We start from the raw sequence: 18,736 nt of genomic DNA, 5'->3' as shown, positions 1-18,736 counted from the left end.
TCTAGGTCAATGTGCGCCGCAGCCTGCGATAGCAGGCATTTTGCGGCGGCATACATTAGCAGGATTTGCCGGGTTAGCGGCTACTCACATGCTGTTCCAGCAGGATCCGATTGGAAAGCGACACCAGCTCGCCCTCCTCGGTCAGCAATGTGGTCTTCACCGTGCCAATCTCTTCGATCTGGCCTTCGACCTCGCCTACACGCACTTGTTGCCCAACCTCATACAATTCACGCACATAGATTCCCGCCAGTATCTGACCGGCGATTTCACGACTCCCCAATCCCATTGCCAGCGCAACCGCCAGACCAACGGTAATCAAAACGATCACGATCACGTGGTTGAGCAGGTCTGTCTTGACCTCCAACTGGCTGATCGCCACCGAAATACTGATGATGATCACCAGGCCCTGGGCAATTCGCCCTACGCCAGCGGCGTAGTCCAGCCCCACGCCCTCGGCCGCGCCGCGCACCAGCCCATTGGCCAGTTGCGCCAGCAGAACGCCGACCAGCAATACCAGCGCAGCACCAAAAACCTTCGGCAAATACAATGCGAGCATATCGAGCGTCGCCGAAACTCGCTCAAGGCCAAGGGATTCTGCTGCGGAAACCAGGAAAATCAGCAATACAAACCAGTACACGATCTTGCCGACCAGGGTCGAGATCGGTACCTGGATGCCGCCACGGGACAGCAACTTGGTCAGGCCGGTGCCGCCCATCAGGCGATCGAGGCCCAGCTTGGCGAGCAACTTGGACAGCAGCGTGTCCAGCAGCTTGGCCACGACAAAGCCCAACAGCAGCACCACCAGGGCGCCGAAGAGATTCGGGATGAAGTTAGCTACTTTGGTCCACAACGCAGTCATCGCCGTGACGAGGCTCTGGGTCCAGAGATCAAGTTCCATATTCAATCAGCCTTATCAGCGGTGCGAGTAACAGGTTTACGGCGGGAAACCGGCGAGAGATGGGCCGATCCGTTATTCAGGGCAATCATCAGCGCGGGCAACCAGCGGCCCAGCAGGCTGAACAGATCGCCGGCGCCGACCTGGCGGTTGGCGGTTTTCAGTACACGTCCCAGGCATGCATCGTCGTCCCGGCTGGACGGCGAAGCCTTGAGCATGTCGCGCAAAGACTGTTCAAACGGATCGTGCATACGCACCTCTCGTGATGTCTGTGGAAGACGCGATCAAATTTCGTCGGGTCACATGAAACCCCATCACACCCAGCGCAAACGACGGAACAACCACCACTGCCCCAGCGCCACGCAGATCATCAGCAAGCACGCGACCATAAAACCGTAGGGGCTTTCGGAAAACGGAATGCCGCCGACGTTGATACCCAGAAGGCCGGTGAGAAAACTCATCGGCAGGAAAATCCCGGTGATGATGCCGAAGCGGTACATGGTGCGATTCATGCGCACCGAAAGGCGCCGGTCTTCGGCCTCCAGCACAAGCCCCACGCGCTCTCGAGTCAATTCCAGCTCCTCGAGGTAACGGGTCAGGCTGTTGTTCAATTCGTTCCAGTAGTCGCCGTCATCGTCGCAAAACCATGGCAGTTTGAGCCGCGTCATCTGGCCGAAGATGTCCCGCTGTGGCGCCAGGAATCGCTTGAGCCCGGCAGCCCGTCGACGGATGTGCAAAATGGCGTCGTGCTCGGGAGTATACCGTTCGTCGGTATCGAGTTTTTCTTCCTCGCCATCGACGATTTCGGAGAGGCAGGTGACCAGGTCCTGCACCTTATTGGTGAGGTATTGCGCCATGTAGAGGATGAGTTCGGACGCCGTCTTCGGGCCCTTGCCCTCGGCCAGTTGCGCCAGTAGCTCATCGGTGGCGCGCAACGGACGCAGGCGCAGGGAGATCACCCGCTGGGCGGACGCAAAGATCCGTACCGACACCATATCTTCAGGTTCGGCGCCCGGGTTGAGATTGATCCCCCGCAGGAACAGCAGCAGCTCGGCATTGGGCAACGGCAACAGCCGCGGCCGGGTGTTTTCTTCGAGCAGCAGGTCGCAGTTGAACTCGCTCAGGCCACTGGATTTGCGCAACCAGGTGTGGGTTTGCGGATGACTGCGATCCCAGTGCAGCCACAGGCTTTCATGGGCCTGCAACTGCAAATCGTCGAGTTCGGTCCGGGCTATGGAACGCGCGCCGCCTTTACCGTCCAGCACCAGGGCATGCACCAGCCCCCACTGCGCGTTTTCTTCCTCGAACATCCTCATCCCTTATGGCTGTACTGCTTCATTCAGGCATTTTCAGCGGGCTTGGCGAGACGATCACGCCGTTATTGTCCGCATAGACATACTCGCCCGGACGAAACGTCACGCCGGCAAAGGTCACCGGCACATTGAGTTCGCCAACGCCGCGCCGGTCGGTCTTCATCGGGTGACTGGCCAGGGCCTGGACCCCGAGGTCCGTCTGGGCAATGATGTCGACGTCGCGGATGCAACCGTAGACCACCAGCCCTTCCCAGCCGTTTTTCGCGGCTTTTTCCGCCAGCATGTCTCCCAGCAGCGCCCGACGCAGGGAACCGCCGCCATCGACCACCAGCACCTTGCCGTTGCCCTTGAGTTCAACCTGCTCCTTGACCCGCGAGTTGTCCTCGAAGCACTTGATGGTCACGATTTCGCCGCCGAAGGAATCGCGGCCGCCGAAATTGCTGAACATCGGCTCCAACACCTGCACCAGTTCCGGGTAGGCGTCGCACAGGTCGGGCGTGAGGTAATGGTTCATCGAACAACTCCTGAAAGGCTGGAACGTCGGACTGAATGAGCAACCGTTTGTGACTGGAACCGCTTGAAGCGTCATATCTTAGCCGCAAGCCGACCAGAGCGAAATGCCCTTGTCAGAGCCTTCGCCTCAAACCGCCTCGGCCAACTGGGGCTGTTCCGCCAGCAAAGGGGCCTGCTGATCCTTGAGCCAACGCACCACCAGCGGCCAGACTTCAAGATGCGCGGCCTTGCTCACCAGCATCTCGACGTGACCAAAGTCTTCGGTGAACCCCTGTCCCCGGCCCAGGCAGACAAACTGCTTGTGCTCGGAACCGATCTGATCGAAGAGTTTGCGGCACGCCCAGGTCGGGTCCTGGTGATCGCCTGCGGCACTCACGGCCAACACCGGTAACTGGACATCGGCCAACCCGGCCCACCAGTTCTTCTCGGCATCGCCGAAACGTCCGAACAGGCCGTACCAGCGCATGCTTTCCAGGGCCAGGCCGATGGGCTCGTCCTCGGGGCCGCGCTTGAGCCTTGAACCGGACAATTGGGCAAAACGCTTGAGAATGAAGCGACCGCTCCACTCCACTGGCGGAATCTTCAGCGGCCAGTAGGTACGGCTGACCTGGGCACCAAAAAACGCCGCCGAAGCCACCGCCGGCTTGCCCAGGTAATGGCCGCCCAAGGCGGCAGCCAGGGTGATGCCCCCCAGGGAATGACCGATCCAGTGAGGCACTTGCCCGCTCTGCTCACGCACGAAGGCGCCAATGGCCGGCAAGTCGTAGCGGGCGTAGTCGGCCACGCGATTGTTGCGATAACCCTGGTTGCGCTGGGACAACCCATGGCCGCGCATCTCGGGGATCCAGACATCGAACCCCAGGCGTGTCAGGTACGCGCCCAGGCCCAGGCCCTTGGGGGAATACCAGAAGCGCCGATTGGAAAAACTGCCGTGCAACAGGATCACCGGGACCCCGCGGGTTTCGCAGGCGTCGGCCATGCCCAGCCGGGTGACGGCCAGTTCGACGCTGGCGTCCGGGCTGTTGCCGGGTTTCAAGCGATAGACGTCTTCGCTCAGATCACCGCGCCGCTCGGCGCTGATCAGGGCGACAGGAAAGAGGTTGCTGCTGCTTTGCATAATGTTCTTGCACAAAAAAGGGCGGCATCTGTCAGGAGCCCGCCCTACTTCAATCAAAAAGGGGTCGTGTAACTGTAACGCTGCTCATTGAAGAGGATAAGTGAAACCGTGGCGAGGGAGCTTGCTCCCGCTTGAGTGCGAAGCGCTCACAAGAAAGGGACTGCTACGCAGTCCAGCGGGAGCAAGCTCCCTCGCCACAATGAACTTCACCAGCCTTTAAACAGTATTACCGTTGACCGCCCCTTCACTCGATCAGACCGCCGCCTGACCCTCAGCCAGGAAGAACCAGGTTTCCAACACGGAGTCCGGGTTCAACGAAACGCTTTCGATGCCCTGCTCCATCAGCCACTTGGCCAGGTCCGGGTGGTCCGAAGGGCCCTGGCCGCAGATGCCGATGTACTTGCCGGCCTTGTTGCAGGCGGCAATGGCGTTGGCCAGCAGCTTCTTGACCGCCGGATTACGTTCGTCGAACAGGTGCGCGATGATCCCGGAATCGCGGTCCAGGCCCAGGGTGAGCTGGGTCAGGTCGTTGGAACCGATGGAGAACCCGTCGAAGAACTCAAGGAATTCTTCCGCCAGGATCGCGTTGGATGGCAGCTCGCACATCATGATCACGCGCAGACCGTTGTCGCCCCGGGCCAGGCCGTTTTCGGCCAGCAGATCGACGACCTGGCTCGCTTCGCCCAGGGTCCGGACGAACGGCACCATGATCTCGACGTTGGTCAGGCCCATTTCGTTGCGCACACGCTTGAGGGCGCGGCATTCGAGCTCGAAGCAGTCGCGGAACGATTCGCTGATGTAGCGCGAAGCACCACGGAAGCCCAGCATCGGGTTCTCTTCTTCCGGCTCGTAGAGCTTTCCGCCGATCAGGTTGGCGTATTCGTTGGACTTGAAGTCCGACAGGCGCACGATGACCTTTTTCGGCCAGAACGCCGCCGCCAGGGTGCTGATGCCTTCCACCAGCTTCTCGACGTAGAAACCGACCGGATCGTTGTAACCGGCAATGCGCTTGTCGACGCTGTCCTTGATGTCCTGCGGCAGGCCGTCGTAGTTCAGCAGTGCCTTGGGGTGCACGCCGATCATGCGGTTGATGATGAACTCCAGGCGGGCCAGGCCCACGCCAGCGTTCGGCAGTTGCGCGAAGTCAAAGGCGCGATCCGGGTTGCCGACGTTCATCATGATCTTGAACGGCAGGTCCGGCATGGCGTCCACGGAGTTCTTCTTGATGTCGAAGCCCAGTTCGCCCTCGAAGATGTAGCCGGTATCGCCTTCGGCGCAGGAAACGGTCACGCCCTGGCCGTCTTTCAACAACTGGGTGGCGTTGCCGCAACCCACCACGGCCGGGATACCCAGTTCACGGGCGATGATCGCCGCATGGCAGGTGCGCCCGCCACGGTTGGTGACGATGGCGCTGGCGCGCTTCATCACCGGTTCCCAGTCCGGGTCGGTCATGTCGGAGACCAGTACGTCGCCGGCCTGGACCTTGTCCATCTCCGAAACGTCGTTGATGATCCGTACCTTGCCGGCGCCGATGCGCTGGCCGATGGCACGGCCTTCCACCAGCACGGTGCCGGTTTCCTTGAGCAGGTAGCGCTCCATGACGTTGGCCTGGGTGCGGCTCTTCACGGTTTCCGGACGGGCCTGCACGATGTACAGCTTGCCGTCGTCACCGTCCTTGGCCCATTCGATGTCCATCGGGCACTTGTAGTGCTTCTCGATGATCATCGCCTGCTTGGCCAACTCGCTGACTTCGGCGTCGCTCAGGCAAAAACGCGCGCGCTCGGCCTTGTCCACGTCGACGGTCTTCACCGAACGACCGGCCTTGGCTTCGTCGCCGTAGATCATCTTGATGGCCTTGCTGCCCAGGTTGCGGCGCAGGATGGCCGGACGACCGGCTTGCAGCGTGCCTTTGTGGACGTAGAACTCATCGGGGTTCACCGCGCCCTGCACGACGGTTTCACCCAGGCCGTAGGCGCCGGTGATGAACACCACGTCACGGAAGCCCGACTCGGTGTCGAGGGTGAACATCACGCCGGCGGTGCCGGTTTCGGAGCGGACCATGCGCTGCACGCCGGCGGACAGGGCAACCAGCTTGTGGTCGAAGCCCTGGTGCACGCGGTAGGAAATGGCACGGTCGTTGAAAAGGGAGGCGAAGACTTCCTTGGCGGCACGGATGACGTTTTCCACGCCACGGATGTTCAGGAAGGTTTCCTGCTGGCCGGCGAAGGAGGCATCCGGCAGGTCTTCGGCGGTGGCCGAGGAACGCACGGCGACGGCGATGTCGGGATTGCCTTCGGACAGCTTGGCGAAAGCGGTGCGGATCTCGGCGTTCAGTTTTTCGGGGAACTCAGCTTCCATGATCCATTGGCGGATCTGGGCGCCAGTCTTGGCCAGGGCATTGACGTCATCGACGTCCAGGGCATCGAGCGCATCGTGGATCTGCTTGTTCAGGCCGCTCAGTTCCAGGAAATCACGATAAGCCTGGGCGGTCGTGGCGAAGCCACCTGGTACCGATACACCGGCACCGGCGAGGTTGCTGATCATCTCGCCCAGGGATGCGTTCTTGCCCCCCACATGCTCCACATCATGGACGCCGAGCTTATCGAGGGAAACTACGTACTCTACCAAGGTGATCTCTCCACTAACTGTGTTGGAAAAGCTCAAGGCACCGGTGGCCCCAGGGGAGCGATGACCGGCGATATGGCCTGGACCTGGAAAATAAGTGAGAATGCGGACCACTGGCGGCCAGCAAATCGCGCCTATCATATCCAAGAATCGTCACTAGCTCACTAGCTTAAGGCCCAAGGCGCAAATGAAACGATCTGCTTTCTTTATCTCCGACGGCACCGGCATTACGGCCGAAACGCTAGGCCAAAGCCTGTTGGCACAGTTCGAAAACATTACCTTCGCCAAGTTCATACGGCCGTACATCGACAACGTCGACAAGGCGCGGGCCATGGTACAGCAAATCAATAAAGCCGCCGAAACCGACGGTTTCCGCCCGATTATCTTCGATACCATCGTCAATCAGGACATCCGTGAGATTCTCGCAACGTCCAATGGTTTCATGATCGACATTTTTTCCACGTTCCTGGCGCCCCTGGAACAGGAACTGAGCGAGCATTCCTCCTACTCGGTCGGCAAGTCCCACTCCATTGGCCACAACTCCAACTACATGGAGCGGATCGAGGCGGTCAACTTCGCGCTGGACAACGATGACGGGGCCCGCACGCATTATTACGACAAGGCCGACCTGATCCTAGTGGGGGTGTCGCGCTGTGGTAAGACGCCGACGTGCCTGTACATGGCGATGCAGTTCGGCATCCGTGCCGCCAACTATCCGCTGACCGAAGACGACATGGAGCGCCTGCAACTGCCCAGCGCCCTGCGCGCCCACCAGCACAAGTTGTTCGGCCTGACCATCGACCCGGACCGCCTCACCGCGATCCGCAACGAGCGCAAGCCCAACAGCCGCTATTCGAGCTATGCCCAGTGCGAGTTCGAAGTGCGCGAGGTGGAAAACCTGTTCCGGCGGGAGAATATTCCGCACATCAATTCCACACATTTTTCCGTGGAAGAGATTTCGGCGAAGATCCTGGTGGAGAAAGGGGTGGAGCGGCGGTTCAAATAACCAGACGGCGTGCCGGAAAGCCTGTGGGAGCGAGCTTGCTCGCGATGACGGAGTGTCAGCCAACATTGATCTTGCTGACCCACCGCAATCGCGAGCAAGCTCGCTCCCACAAGGGATAGGAAGCCTTCCGGCCTATGGTTTCAACCGCTTGAGCAACGCCTGCCCCACCTCCAGCGCCGACGCCGGGTTCTGGCCGGTAATCAGTTCCCGATCCTTCACCACATGGGACGTCCATGGCGCGGTATTGCTGCTGTAGCGCCCGCCCGCCTGCTCCAGCGCGGTCTGTGGATAGAATTTCATGGTCCCGCCGCCCAGCAACCCCTTGGCGAGTTCTTCCTCCTGGTTGCTGATCACCGTCATGTTGTACCCCTTGTAGATCCAGTCGGACGGGGGCGAGGCCTGGCCTTTGCTGGCCAACCGACCGACGAAGCCCTTGGCATCAGGCAAGGTCGACAGCAACGCGATCGGGCCGTGGCAGACCAGCGCGGTGGTCTTGCCCTTGTCATGGAAATGCGTCAACACCCGCCCCAGCGGTGCGCTCGTGAGCAAATCCTGCATGGGCGCATGCCCGCCGGGAATGTACAGGGCATCGAACTGTTCCAGACCGATCTGCTCGACACGGGCCAGGCTGATCACCGGTGAGTCCTTGGCCGAAGTGATATTCAGTTGAGCCAGTAACGCCTGGTAACGCTCCAGCTCCGCCGGGTCATTATTGAAGTACATCTTGTCCACCGAGGACCGGTCCAGCGTCGGCGCCTTGCCCTCCGGGGTGGCGAACGTCACTTGGTGACCGGCATCGAGCAACAGCTTCACCGGCTGCAGCAATTCGTTGAGGTAAAACCCGGTGGAGAAGACCTTGCCATTGTTCAGATCCAGATGATCGGAATCCGACAGGACCACCAGCACGTTATCGGCATGGGCCGCGACGCCAATACCCGCCAGAACGACAGACGTTGCCAAGGTCGTGAGCTTTTTCATGATGACTCCAGGATGTTTCGATAAAAGATGCGCTTACTGTATTGATGCCCTGACCGGCGATAAACTGACGCGCCGGAACATCACTTGGCCCCTGGAGGCAACAATGGCACGCCGATTCGATTATCTGGCCGACGTGGAAGCCTTCGTCACGGTCGTGGAAAAAGGCACCCTCAGCGCCGGTGCCGTGGCACTGGGGACCACGCCTTCGGTATTGAGCCGGGCCATCTCCCGCCTCGAAGCCCGGCTCGGCGTACAGCTGCTGCGACGCACTACACGGCGGCTGAACCTCACCGACGCCGGCACGTTGTACCTGGAACAGTCACGCTCGGCCTTTGCCCTGATTGACGACGCCGAGCGGCGAATCCAGGGCCAGGACGGTGTCTTGACCGGTCGCGTGCGCTTGAGCGTGCCGACCACCTACGGTCATTACCGCCTGCCCTCGCTGCTGTCGCGTTTCGCCGAGGCTTACCCGCAAGTTCGGGTCGAGTTGAGTATCACCAACCGCAACGTCGATCTGGTGGCCGAGGGGTATGACCTGGCGATCCGCCTTGGGCCGCTGCCGGACAGCGGCCTGGTCGGGCGCAAGCTCGAAGACGCTCGCCTGTGCCTGGTGGCCGCGCCGCATTACCTGGAACGCGCCGGAACGCCCCGGCACGTCGATGAACTGGCTGCCCACGCCTGCCTGCCTTTCGTAATGCCCAGCAGCGGACGCATCGCACCCTGGCTGTTTCGCGACAATCATGAAGACCGGGAATGGCTGCCGGCGGGCAATGTGCAAGTGTCCGATGATGTATTGGGTATCGTGTCCCTGGCACAGGCCGGGATGGGGATCTGCCAGACCTATGAGTTCATTGTCCGAGAGCGAATCGAGCGCGGGGAATTGATGGCTTTGCTGGAGGACTTTGGCGGGCGCAGCCGACCCTTTTCAATCATCTACCCGCCCCATCGGCAATTGCCGGCGGCGGCGAGGGCGTTGATTGATTTTTTGATCGAGCAATAGCGGGTAATGTCGGCCTTTGTGGGAGCGAGCTTGCTCGCGAGTGCGGAGTGTCAGCCGGCATTGATGTTGCCGATCCACCGCTATCGCGAGCAAGCTCGCACACGGGGTTCTGATGTGGCTGCAAGATTTGTGTTCTCCCGCAGCCTTCCTGTGGAAAGCTTTCTTGCTGCCACAGGCTCTACATTTAGTGGGCCGCAGCCGCCTGCTCTTCCATCTTCTTGCGCAGGCTCAGCGGGCGCATGTCGGTCCAGACTTCTTCGATGTAGGCCAGGCATTCCTTCTTGAACCCGCTTTTGCCGACGGTACGCCAGCCTTCGGGGACGGCCTTGTAGTCTGGCCAGATCGAATACTGTTCTTCGTGGTTGACCACGACCTGAAAGACGATGTCCTCGCGGTCGAATACTGAAGTCATGGGTGTCTCTCCATCTTTGCTCGAGGTTCGCTGCGTCACATGCGCAGCCAGGATATGAAAGGAACGTACGGGGCCGGGTGAAAATTAGCTGTCGGTGACCGCCGCATGCAGGGCTCGCCCGAAAATCTCGGCGACCCGGTCGATTTCGGCCCGGGTGATGATCAACGGTGGCAGGAACCGCACCACGCCGCCCTGCCGGCCACCCAGCTCCAGGATCAGCCCGCGCTTGAGGCATTCACGTTGCAGCCGTGGCGCCAGCCATGCGTGCACCGGCGGATGGCCCAGGGCGTCCGGCTTCCCCGTCGGGTCCACCAGTTCAACACCGAGCATCAACCCGCGACCGCGGATATCGCCCAATTGTGGGAAGTCCCGCTGCAGGATGTGCAGGTGCTCGCTCAGGCGTTCGCCCATGGCGGCGGCGTGGGCCGGCAAGGCGTGTTCCTGCAGATAGCGCATCACCGCGGAACCGGCGGCCATGGCCATCTGATTGCCACGGAAGGTGCCGGCGTGAGCACCCGGCAGCCAGGTGTCGAGCCAGTCGCGATAAACCACCACCGCCAGCGGCAGGCTGCCACCGATGGCCTTGGACAGCACGACCACGTCCGGGATGATCCCGGCGTGCTCGAACGCAAACATCTTGCCGGTACGGCCAAAGCCGCTCTGGATTTCGTCGACGATCAACGCCACCCCCGCCTGCTCGGTGATCCGCCGCAAACCGCGTAGCCAGTCCAGATCAGCGGGAATCACCCCGCCCTCGCCCTGCACCACTTCGACGATGACGGCTGCCGGCAATTGCACGCCAGCCTCGGGGTCATTCAGCAGGTTTTCCAGGTAATGCAGATTGGCCTTGACGCCCGCCACACCGCCCAGCCCGAACGGGCAGCGGTAATCGTAGGGGTACGGCATGAATTGCACGCCATTGCTGAGCAAGGCGCCCAAGGGTTTCTTCGGCCCCAGGCTGCCCATCAGGCTCAACGCCCCTTGGCTCATGCCGTGATAACCACCCTGGAACGAAAGCACGGTGCTGCGGCCGGTGGCGGTGCGCACCAGCTTGAGGGCGGCTTCCACCGCGTCGGTACCGGTGGGGCCGCAGAACTGGATCTTCGCCTCGGCGGCAAGCGCCGCCGGCAACAAGCCGAACAGGTCCTGGACGAAACGGTCCTTGACCGGCGTGGTCAAGTCCAGGGTATGCAACGGCAGCTCATCGGCCAGCACCTGCTGGATCGCCTCGATCACCACCGGATGGTTATGCCCCAGCGCCAAGGTGCCGGCGCCGGCCAGGCAGTCGATGAAGGTGCGACCCTCGACGTCCTCGACATACAGCCCCTTGGCACGCTTGAGGGCCAAGGGAATCCGCCGTGGGTAGCTGCGGGCATTGGACTCCTGCCGACTCTGGCGGGCCAGCAGCGGCGACTCATTGAACTGGTAGAGCGTCTCGACCGGCGCAGGGCTGACCCGTGCCGGCTGTGCTTCGATAAGGCTGTTGGCGACTGACATCTCTCGACCCCCGCAATCCACTGTAAGTAGCGACCCAAATGGCACACCGCACAGGTGCGTATCCGGTCGGGCGCACATGCAGGTTTCCTGTTGAGGAAACGCATCAGCGCGGCAAGGATTTACTCCCGGGCCGTGCAATCGTGTCTCGATACCGCGCATTGCCTGGGGATTGTCCATGTTCTTGGGGGTTGGCCTGGATCATTGTGGCGAGGGAGCGAGCACGGTCGGCATCACCTGGCTGACCCATCGCTTTCGCGAACAGGGATAGGGGAAACCGCGATTGTGTGTCCAGCCCAATCCCTTGTGGCGAGGGAGCTTGCTCCCGCTGGACCGCGAAGCGGGCCCAAATCCGTCGCCCGGAACCGTCAGACTCACCGCGCCCCCTGGTTCTGGGGCTGCTGCGCAGCCCAGCGGGAGCAAGCTCCCTCGCCACGGAACCACTCACTTGAGCAGGGGCTGCTGCACCGGCACCGTCAACTCGACCCGCAGCCCATCCGGGCGCGTGTCGAAATGCAGGCCGCAACCGCAACGCTGGACGATGGCCTGGACGATCGCCAGCCCCAGCCCGCAGCCGGTGCTCTGGCCGTTGCGCCAGAAGCGCTGGGTCAGGTGTTGGATGTCGTCGGCGGCGATGCCGGGGCCGTGGTCGCGGACCTGGAAGCGCACGCGCTGGCCGACCATCTCCAGGCTCAGCTCCACCTCGGTATCGTCCGGAGTATGGCGCAGGGCATTATCCAGCAGGTTGCGCAAGGCGGCGATGGAGAGCACCGCCGGCATCTGCACCGGTGCATCGGACAACCCTGGGGATACGTGCAACCTGATCCGCCGGGAATCACTGCTGGCGGCATCCTGGATCGCCAGCCGGGCGACCTGCTCGGCGTTGCATTGCACGCCATCGTCGAACGACAGGCTACCTTCTACCCGCGCCAGCAGCAGCAACTGTTCGAGCGTGCGATGCATGCGGTCGGTGCCCTCCTCGGCCCGGGCCAGGGATTGGTCGCGGGCGGCGCCCTCGGTCATGCGCGCCACTTGCAGGTGCGTCTTGATCGCGGTCAGCGGGCTGCGCAGCTCGTGGGCGGCGTCGCCGGTCAGCCGTCGCTCGCGCTCGATGGTCTTGCCGATGCGCTGGAACAGCTGGTTCTGGGTCTCCAGCAGCGGTCGTAATTCGCTGGGCAGTGGATGGATCTGCAAGGGCTCCAGGGAATCGGCGCTACGCCGCATCAGCGCATCGCGCATGCGATTGAGCGGCGCCAGGCCCTGGCCGATGCCCAGCCACAACAGGCACAGGCAACCAAGCAATGCCACGCCCACCGGCACCGAGGCGGCCAGCAGTATCGACATGTTCAGGGCTTCGCGTTCGATCTGGCGGTCGGCGGTGGTGATGCGCAAGTCACCCCGGGCCAGGGTGAAGCTGCGCCAGGGCGCGCCATCGATCATCTGGTCGTGGAAACCCATTTTCTCGGCTTCCAGGGTTTGCTCTGGGGTGCCGTGGCTGCGGGCCAGAATCTCGCCGCGCAAGGAGCTGACCTGACAGGCCATGCCGCCAGGAATGCTCAATTGCTCGGAACTCAAATGCGTGCCGTCGCCCTTGCTGGGCAGCGGCGGCATCTGTTCAAGCAACCCGGCAACCATCCGCGCCGAGGCCACCAGGCGCTGGTCGAGGGAGAACATCATCTGGTTGCGCAGGTCACTGAGCATCCACGCCGCGGCCAGGGCCCAGATCAGGGCAAAAGCCGCGCCGAGGGTCAGGCTCAGGCGCAGTCGCAGGCTCATCACTTGGAGGGCTCTCCACCTTCGGCCGGCCCCAGGCGATAGCCCAGGCCCCGCACAGTCTCGACAATCCCGTTGCCCAACTTGCGCCGCAGGTGATGGATATGGACATTGAGGGCGTTGCTTTCCAATTCGTCGTTGAAGCCGTAGACGCTGTCCTTGAGTTGTTCGGTGGACAGCACCCGGCCGCGACTGTGCAGCAGCGCCTGCAACAGCGATTGCTCGCGCCGGGACAGATCCACCGGCTGGCCGTCCAGGGTGGTTTCCCGACTGCTGGGGTCGTAGGTCAGGCGACCGTGCTCGATCAGGTTGACGCTGCGCCCCGCCACGCGCCGCAGCAACGTGTGCAGGCGCGCCGCAAGCTCGCGCAGGTCGAAGGGTTTGAGCAGGTAGTCATCGGCGCCGGCCTGCAAGCCGTCGACCCGGTCGGTTACCGAGTCTCGGGCAGTGAGGATCAGCACCGGCGTCTGCATCCCCTGCTGACGCAGTTGCCTGAGCAGCTTGAGACCGTCCTCGTCGGGCAATCCCAGATCCAGCACCATGACGTCGAATTCCGCCACCCCGACCATCGCCCGCGCCGCCGATGCGGTGGCGACGTGCTCGACAGTCAGGCCCTGCGCCGTAAGGCCGGCAACGATCCCGCTGGCAATCAACTCATCGTCTTCGCAGACCAGTACGCGCATGGTAAGCCCCGTGGAAAAAGGTACATTAGGCCGCCGGCCGATTAAGCCGACATTATGCGACGAGTACGGCCAACATGGGCGATCATTGCTGCCTGCCGGTCGTCGCCGGGTTAATCGACGGTTAATCGCCAGCCGCCATTGTGTTTTCCACTTGCTTCGTTCTAAGGCTTTATCCATGCGTCGATTGTTTTTGCTGTGGCTGTTCCTGATCTCGGGCCTGGCCCAGGCCGCCAATCCCTTCGAAACCAAACCCGATTTCCTGCCGGTGGAAAAGGCGTTCGTGTTTACCTCCGAACGCCTGGACTCCGGTGAAACCCAGCTGTTCTGGCAGATCGCCGATGGGTACTACTTGTATCAGCAGCGGCTCAAGTTCGATGGCCTGGCCGAGGCGCAAAAACCCAAGCTGCCGGAGGGTGAAGCCCACAGCGACGAGTTTTTCGGCGACCAGCAGGTCTATCGCCAGGCGCTGGAGCTGAAGATTCCGGCCGGTGCCACGGGCAAGATCAAGGTCGGCTTCCAGGGCTGCGCCGACGCCGGCCTGTGCTATCCACCCCAGACCCAAGTGGTCGACCTGGGTGGCAGCGCACCGGTGGCGGCCAGCGGCGAGGCGCCGGACCAGGCCCTGGCCAGCGGCCTGCAACAACGGGCCTTGGGCTGGAGCCTGCTGGTGTTCTTCGGCTTGGGCCTGCTGCTGGCGTTCACCCCCTGTTCGCTGCCGATGCTGCCGATCCTGGCCGGGCTGGTGGTGGGCAGCGGCGCCGGGCCGAGACGCGGCCTGGCCTTGGCCGGCAGCTACGTGATCAGCATGGCCCTGGTGTACGCCGCCATGGGCGTGCTCGCCGCGCTGCTGGGCGCCAACCTCCAGGCGCTGCTGCAACAACCGTGGCTGCTGGGCAGCTTCGCGGCGGTATTCGTGTTGCTGGCGCTGCCCATGTTCGGCTTCTTCGAATTGCAATTGCCGGCCGCCCTGCGTGACCGCCTGGAAAACGCTGGGCGCCAGCGCCGCGGCGGCAGCCTGGTGGGTGCCGGGATCCTCGGGGCGCTGTCCGGCCTGTTGGTGGGCCCGTGCATGACCGCGCCGCTGGCCGGCGCGCTGCTGTACATCGCCCAGAGCGGCAATGCGCTGCACGGCGGGCTGATCCTGTTCACCATGGGCATCGGCATGGGCCTGCCACTGTTGCTGTTGGTGACCGTGGGCAACCGCTTCCTGCCCAAGCCCGGCGCCTGGATGAACCTGCTCAAGGGCGTGTTCGGCTTTCTGTTCCTGGGCACCGCGCTGCTGATGATTCGCCCGATCATCGACGGTTCGTTGTGGGTCGGCCTGTGGGGCGTGCTGTTGTTGATCGCCGCCTACAGCGCCTGGCGCCAGACCGAAGGGTTCGGCCGCATCGCCTATGTCTGCGGCAGCGCTTCGTTGCTGTTCGGCCTGTGGGGCAGCCTGCTGGTAATTGGCGCCGCGGGCGGCGGCGATGATTTCTTCCAGCCCCTGAAGGTCTACGCCGGCACCGAGGGCCGCGCGACCGTCAGTGCCCACGATGCGTTCGTCACGGTCAGCGAGCCCACCGCCCTGCAGCGGGAACTGGACGCCGCCAAGGCCCAGGGCCAGTGGGTGCTGCTGGACTACTACGCCGACTGGTGCGTGTCCTGCAAGATCATGGAAAAACAGGTCTTCGGTCGCAGCGAAGTGCTCGACGCCCTGAACGGTGTGCGCCTGCTGCGCCTGGACGTCACCGCCGACAGCCCCGCCAGCCGGGAACTGCTGGGCCGTTACCAAGTGCCGGGGCCGCCGAGCCTGCTGTGGATCGGCGCCGACGGTGAAGAACGCCGCAGCCAGCGGATCACCGGGGAAGTCGACGCCAAGGCGTTCCTGGAGCGCTGGAACCTCACCCGGGACGCGCTCTGATGCTGACGTTCACCTTGGGCACCTTTGCCATCGCCCTCAACCACCTGTTGCTCATCAGCGCCCTGGCGCTGGCGACCTTCGTGGGCTGGCGGGTGGCCAAGCGCGGGGGCGAAAACCCCGAGTCGGTACTGTTCGTGCTGTTTCTACTGGGCCTGCTGGCCGCACGGATCGGCTTCGTCGTCGCCTATTGGCAACATTACCGGGACGACCCGTGGCAGATCGTCGACCTGCGCGACGGTGGCTTCCTGGCCTGGCCGGGCATCGTGGCGCTGCTGATTGCCGCCTTGTTGTGGGCACGACGCCGCCCGCCCCTGCGCCGACCATTGGGCTTCGGCGTCGGCAGCGGCTTGCTGTTCTGGCTGGTGGCGACCCTGTCGTTGACGATTTATGAACAAGGCACCCGGCTGCCAGACATCACCCTGCGCACCGCCGACGGCGAGACCGTGAAACTCACCGATTACCAGGGCGGCCCCCTGGTGATCAATCTATGGGCCACCTGGTGCCCGCCCTGCCGGCGTGAAATGCCGGTGCTCGAAGAAGCCCAGCAACAGCGTCCGGACCTGACCTTCCTGTTCGTCAATCAGGCCGAAAGCATGCAAAGCGTCAGCACCTACCTCGCCACCCAAGGCCTGAGCCTGGACAACGTGTTGTTCGATGGCAGCGGCCGCCTCGGCCAGGCTGTCGGCTCCATGGCCCTGCCGACCACCCTGTTCTACAGCGCCGATGGCCGCCTGCTGGGCAGCCACCTGGGGGAATTGTCGGAAGCGAGCCTGGCTCGCGCCCTGGAAAACTTCGAAACGCCGGACTCGTCCACAACGCCTCACTCCGCCACAAGGAAAACGCCATGCCCCGCCTCCGCCACCTGCTGACCCTGGCCGTCGCCACCGCACTGTCGCAGGCCCCGCTGCTCCAGGCCGAAGAATTGCCTGCAGCGATCAAGAAGATCGAAGCCAAGGGCGCGAAAATCATCGGCACCTTCGACGCGCCGGACGGCTTGCGCGGTTACGCGGCGCAATACCAGAACCGTGGCATGGCGCTGTACCTGACCCCGGATGGGCAGCACGTCCTGCTGGGCAACCTGTACGACGCCGACGGCAAGGACCTGAGCGCCGAGCCACTGCAAAAACTGGTTTATGCACCGATGGCCAAGGCCATCTGGGCGAAGATGGAGGGCAGCAACTGGATCGCCGACGGCAACAAGGACGCACCGCGCACGGTGTACCTGTTCAGCGACCCGAACTGCCCGTACTGCAACATGTTCTGGGAACAGGCTCGGCCCTGGGTCAAGGCCGGCAAGGTGCAGTTGCGCCACATCATGGTGGGCATCATCCGCGAAGACAGCCCAGGTAAATCCGCCGCCTTGCTGGCGGCCAAGGACCCGGAAAAAGCCCTGGCCGAGCATGAAAAGGCCGGCAAGGGCAGCCCGCTCAAACCGCTCAAGGACATACCGCCGGCCATCCAGGCAAAACTGGACGCCAACCAGCAGTTGATGGACGAACTGGAACTGTCCGCCACCCCGGCGATTTTCTATCTGGATGACAAAGGCGAGCTGCAACAGCAGCAAGGCGCGCCGTCGCCGGACAAGCTGGTGAAAATTCTCGGGCCGAAGTAAAGCCCTGGACAAACACCTGTGGCGAGGGGATTTATCCCCGCTGGGGCGCGAAGCGGCCCCAATGCTGTCGACTTGGTTTGTCAGGTTCACCGAGGTGTCAGGTTTCAGGGCTGCTTCGCAGCCCAACGGGGATAAATCCCCTCGCCACAATTTCAGTGCTTGCGCGTCAGGAACTCCAGCAACGCCCCGGTCACGAATTCCGGATTCTCCAGATTGGAAATATGCCCCGCCTCCGGAATCGACACATGGGGGCAACCGATCAGCTCGGCCATTTCCAGCGACTCGGACGGCGGACGCGGTTTGTCCTGGTCGCCGCACATCACCACTGTGCCCTTGGCATCCAGCGCATGCAGGCGTGGCAAGATATCGTCCCGACCGAAAATGATCCGCCCCAGCGGTACGATGCTGGCGCGCAGGCGATCGCTTGGCAGCGCGGCCAATGTGGCGCGAAACTGCTGGTAGAGCGCCGATTGCGGGTCGATACCCGGTCGGAAGAAGATCGGCACGACAATGTCCAGCAACGGCTCGGGAATGCTGCCGCTGGCTTCGATCTTGTCGAACAGTGAAAAGTAGTACTGACGGGTCTGTTCTGGCTCGACGCCCACGTAAGTGTCCATCAGCACCAGCGACTGGATCCGCGTGGGCGCCGCCAGCGCCAGCCGCGCCCCCCACATCCCGCCCACTGAAAGCCCCACCAGGTGGAAGCAGTCGATGCTCAAGTCATCCAGCAGCTCCATCATCTGGCGGGCCAGATCGTTCAGCGAACTCATGCCCTCCGGCATTTGCCCCGACTGGCCATGGCCCCAAAGGTCCGGAGCGATCACCCGGTAATGCCTGGACAACACCTCGATCTGCGGCGCCCACATGGCGTGGTCCCACAGATAGCTGCCGCCCAGCAGCACCACCGGGCCCTGACCCTGGTCCAGGTAGTAAAGGGGTTGTCCGTCGATCATTGCAATTGGCATCGAGAAACTCCTTGTCTGAATGTGCAAAGCCCCGGCAGCCTGACCCGATAAACGGCCAATCGTCAATCGCCACAGCTATCCCTACCTGAACGGACCTGTAAAGTCTGACAGTAGATTTGCCGCAGCGCCGGCGATAGCTTGGACACTCGGAACGACAGCGGATGGAGAATCCTCATGACTAAAGCTGAGCTTCAAGCGTTCGCCCAAGAGCAAGTTGATCTCCTGAAGCCCAAGGCTGCCAACACGGACAAACCGTCCGGCCAGCGAGCCAAGGGGAAACTGCAATTCTTCGAGGCGATTCTGGCCGCGTATGACAACTCCCAGACCCCGGAACAGTTCGGTTTGCTGGATGCGGTCAATGACAGCCTCCAGAAGATTGGCGCATTTGCCTCCGGCGTGACCTTTTTCAGTAAACCGGAAGAGTGTTGCAAAAAATAAAGTCATCGC

Annotated in this window: 18 protein-coding genes; 6 read left to right on the top strand and 12 right to left on the bottom strand. The window is 62.5% G+C overall.

Annotated elements, in window-relative coordinates; translation table 11 throughout:
* Positions 1–73: 73 nt before the first annotated feature.
* From BM300_RS16245 to ppsA, 6 genes are all read right to left on the bottom strand, one after another.
* Positions 74–898: a mechanosensitive ion channel family protein gene (locus tag BM300_RS16245; protein WP_003199523.1), complete on the bottom strand. Its 825-nt coding sequence runs from the start codon at positions 896–898 to the stop codon at positions 74–76.
* Between the two features lie 2 nt (positions 899–900).
* Entirely contained in the window at positions 901–1,146 is a 246-nt protein-coding gene (locus BM300_RS16240; RefSeq protein WP_003199521.1) for a hypothetical protein, read from the bottom strand.
* Between the two features lie 63 nt (positions 1,147–1,209).
* Positions 1,210–2,205, bottom strand: a complete 996-nt coding sequence (locus tag BM300_RS16235; RefSeq protein ID WP_092144750.1) for a zinc transporter ZntB — start codon at positions 2,203–2,205, stop codon at positions 1,210–1,212.
* 25 nt (positions 2,206–2,230) lie between these two features.
* Complete coding sequence (rraA, locus tag BM300_RS16230) at positions 2,231–2,722, bottom strand: ribonuclease E activity regulator RraA (protein ID WP_003199517.1); 492 nt, start codon at positions 2,720–2,722, stop codon at positions 2,231–2,233.
* A gap of 126 nt (positions 2,723–2,848) precedes the next feature.
* Positions 2,849–3,838, bottom strand: coding sequence for an alpha/beta fold hydrolase (locus BM300_RS16225; protein ID WP_092222989.1), 990 nt, complete (start codon positions 3,836–3,838; stop codon positions 2,849–2,851).
* Positions 3,839–4,090: 252 nt separating this feature from the next.
* Positions 4,091–6,466, bottom strand: coding sequence for a phosphoenolpyruvate synthase (gene ppsA, locus BM300_RS16220; protein ID WP_092144754.1), 2,376 nt, complete (start codon positions 6,464–6,466; stop codon positions 4,091–4,093).
* A 184-nt stretch (positions 6,467–6,650) separates the two neighbouring features.
* On the opposite strand from ppsA, the gene BM300_RS16210 reads away from it, so the two are divergent.
* On the top strand, positions 6,651–7,469 hold the full coding sequence (locus BM300_RS16210; protein ID WP_014337326.1) for a posphoenolpyruvate synthetase regulatory kinase/phosphorylase PpsR: 819 nt from the start codon (positions 6,651–6,653) through the stop codon (positions 7,467–7,469).
* 132 nt (positions 7,470–7,601) lie between these two features.
* On the opposite strand, the gene BM300_RS16205 is transcribed toward BM300_RS16210, so the two are convergent.
* Positions 7,602–8,447, bottom strand: coding sequence for a type 1 glutamine amidotransferase domain-containing protein (locus BM300_RS16205; protein WP_092144756.1), 846 nt, complete (start codon positions 8,445–8,447; stop codon positions 7,602–7,604).
* Positions 8,448–8,550: 103 nt separating this feature from the next.
* Between BM300_RS16205 and BM300_RS16200 the strand changes: the two genes are divergently transcribed.
* Entirely contained in the window at positions 8,551–9,447 is an 897-nt protein-coding gene (locus tag BM300_RS16200; protein WP_063322269.1) for a LysR family transcriptional regulator, read from the top strand.
* A gap of 184 nt (positions 9,448–9,631) precedes the next feature.
* Here BM300_RS16200 and BM300_RS16195 read toward each other — a convergent pair whose 3' ends face one another.
* The 4 genes from BM300_RS16195 to BM300_RS16180 all read right to left on the bottom strand — a co-directional run bounded on the left by BM300_RS16195 (position 9,632) and on the right by BM300_RS16180 (position 13,809).
* Positions 9,632–9,859, bottom strand: a complete 228-nt coding sequence (locus BM300_RS16195) for an MbtH family protein (protein WP_063322270.1) — start codon at positions 9,857–9,859, stop codon at positions 9,632–9,634.
* Positions 9,860–9,943: 84 nt separating this feature from the next.
* The gene (locus tag BM300_RS16190) at positions 9,944–11,356 is read right to left on the bottom strand and encodes an aspartate aminotransferase family protein (protein ID WP_092144760.1); all 1,413 of its coding nucleotides are present in this window, start codon (positions 11,354–11,356) and stop codon (positions 9,944–9,946) included.
* A 441-nt stretch (positions 11,357–11,797) separates the two neighbouring features.
* Positions 11,798–13,132, bottom strand: a complete 1,335-nt coding sequence (locus BM300_RS16185) for an ATP-binding protein (RefSeq protein WP_092345840.1) — start codon at positions 13,130–13,132, stop codon at positions 11,798–11,800.
* Positions 13,129–13,809 carry a response regulator gene (locus BM300_RS16180; RefSeq protein ID WP_063322273.1) on the bottom strand — a complete coding sequence of 227 codons (681 nt, stop codon included), beginning with the start codon at positions 13,807–13,809 and terminating at the stop codon, positions 13,129–13,131. Before BM300_RS16180 ends, BM300_RS16185 begins: the two co-directional genes overlap by 4 nt.
* A gap of 175 nt (positions 13,810–13,984) precedes the next feature.
* Here BM300_RS16180 and dsbD point away from each other — a divergent pair, with 175 nt between their 5' ends.
* Genes dsbD through dsbG form a run of 3 tightly spaced genes read left to right on the top strand, consistent with a single transcriptional unit; the run spans position 13,985 to position 17,324 of the window.
* Complete coding sequence (gene dsbD, locus BM300_RS16175) at positions 13,985–15,712, top strand: protein-disulfide reductase DsbD (protein WP_092345838.1); 1,728 nt, start codon at positions 13,985–13,987, stop codon at positions 15,710–15,712.
* Entirely contained in the window at positions 15,712–16,581 is an 870-nt protein-coding gene (locus BM300_RS16170) for a TlpA family protein disulfide reductase (protein WP_092463312.1), read from the top strand. Before dsbD ends, BM300_RS16170 begins: the two co-directional genes overlap by 1 nt.
* Positions 16,557–17,324, top strand: a complete 768-nt coding sequence (gene dsbG, locus BM300_RS16165) for a thiol:disulfide interchange protein DsbG (protein ID WP_092345834.1) — start codon at positions 16,557–16,559, stop codon at positions 17,322–17,324. Before BM300_RS16170 ends, dsbG begins: the two co-directional genes overlap by 25 nt.
* Positions 17,325–17,476: 152 nt before the next feature.
* On the opposite strand, the gene BM300_RS16160 is transcribed toward dsbG, so the two are convergent.
* On the bottom strand, positions 17,477–18,289 hold the full coding sequence (locus BM300_RS16160) for an alpha/beta fold hydrolase (protein WP_092345832.1): 813 nt from the start codon (positions 18,287–18,289) through the stop codon (positions 17,477–17,479).
* Positions 18,290–18,463: 174 nt separating this feature from the next.
* Here BM300_RS16160 and BM300_RS16155 point away from each other — a divergent pair, with 174 nt between their 5' ends.
* Positions 18,464–18,727, top strand: coding sequence for a hypothetical protein (locus BM300_RS16155; RefSeq protein ID WP_092144770.1), 264 nt, complete (start codon positions 18,464–18,466; stop codon positions 18,725–18,727).
* The last annotated feature ends 9 nt before the right edge of the window (positions 18,728–18,736 follow it).

The organism is Pseudomonas sp. NFACC46-3, from assembly GCF_900114515.1.
In the GTDB taxonomy this organism is placed as follows: domain Bacteria; phylum Pseudomonadota; class Gammaproteobacteria; order Pseudomonadales; family Pseudomonadaceae; genus Aquipseudomonas; species Aquipseudomonas fluorescens_Q.
This window is presented reverse-complemented; position numbering and strand designations above follow the sequence as displayed.

What these genes read in the sequence shown, in the direction of transcription:
- BM300_RS16170 (WP_092463312.1), top strand. Translation starts at nt 15,712, where the DNA reads ATGCTGACGTTCACCTTGGGCACCTTTGCCATCGCCCTCAACCACCTG.
- BM300_RS16210 (WP_014337326.1), top strand. Translation starts at nt 6,651, where the DNA reads ATGAAACGATCTGCTTTCTTTATCTCCGACGGCACCGGCATTACGGCC.
- BM300_RS16240 (WP_003199521.1), bottom strand. Translation starts at nt 1,146, where the DNA reads ATGCACGATCCGTTTGAACAGTCTTTGCGCGACATGCTCAAGGCTTCG.
- dsbD (WP_092345838.1), top strand. Translation starts at nt 13,985, where the DNA reads ATGCGTCGATTGTTTTTGCTGTGGCTGTTCCTGATCTCGGGCCTGGCC.
- BM300_RS16235 (WP_092144750.1), bottom strand. Translation starts at nt 2,205, where the DNA reads ATGTTCGAGGAAGAAAACGCGCAGTGGGGGCTGGTGCATGCCCTGGTG.
- BM300_RS16200 (WP_063322269.1), top strand. Translation starts at nt 8,551, where the DNA reads ATGGCACGCCGATTCGATTATCTGGCCGACGTGGAAGCCTTCGTCACG.
- BM300_RS16205 (WP_092144756.1), bottom strand. Translation starts at nt 8,447, where the DNA reads ATGAAAAAGCTCACGACCTTGGCAACGTCTGTCGTTCTGGCGGGTATT.
- BM300_RS16225 (WP_092222989.1), bottom strand. Translation starts at nt 3,838, where the DNA reads ATGCAAAGCAGCAGCAACCTCTTTCCTGTCGCCCTGATCAGCGCCGAG.
- BM300_RS16245 (WP_003199523.1), bottom strand. Translation starts at nt 898, where the DNA reads ATGGAACTTGATCTCTGGACCCAGAGCCTCGTCACGGCGATGACTGCG.
- BM300_RS16180 (WP_063322273.1), bottom strand. Translation starts at nt 13,809, where the DNA reads ATGCGCGTACTGGTCTGCGAAGACGATGAGTTGATTGCCAGCGGGATC.
- BM300_RS16160 (WP_092345832.1), bottom strand. Translation starts at nt 18,289, where the DNA reads ATGCCAATTGCAATGATCGACGGACAACCCCTTTACTACCTGGACCAG.
- rraA (WP_003199517.1), bottom strand. Translation starts at nt 2,722, where the DNA reads ATGAACCATTACCTCACGCCCGACCTGTGCGACGCCTACCCGGAACTG.
- BM300_RS16195 (WP_063322270.1), bottom strand. Translation starts at nt 9,859, where the DNA reads ATGACTTCAGTATTCGACCGCGAGGACATCGTCTTTCAGGTCGTGGTC.
- BM300_RS16155 (WP_092144770.1), top strand. Translation starts at nt 18,464, where the DNA reads ATGACTAAAGCTGAGCTTCAAGCGTTCGCCCAAGAGCAAGTTGATCTC.
- dsbG (WP_092345834.1), top strand. Translation starts at nt 16,557, where the DNA reads ATGCCCCGCCTCCGCCACCTGCTGACCCTGGCCGTCGCCACCGCACTG.
- BM300_RS16190 (WP_092144760.1), bottom strand. Translation starts at nt 11,356, where the DNA reads ATGTCAGTCGCCAACAGCCTTATCGAAGCACAGCCGGCACGGGTCAGC.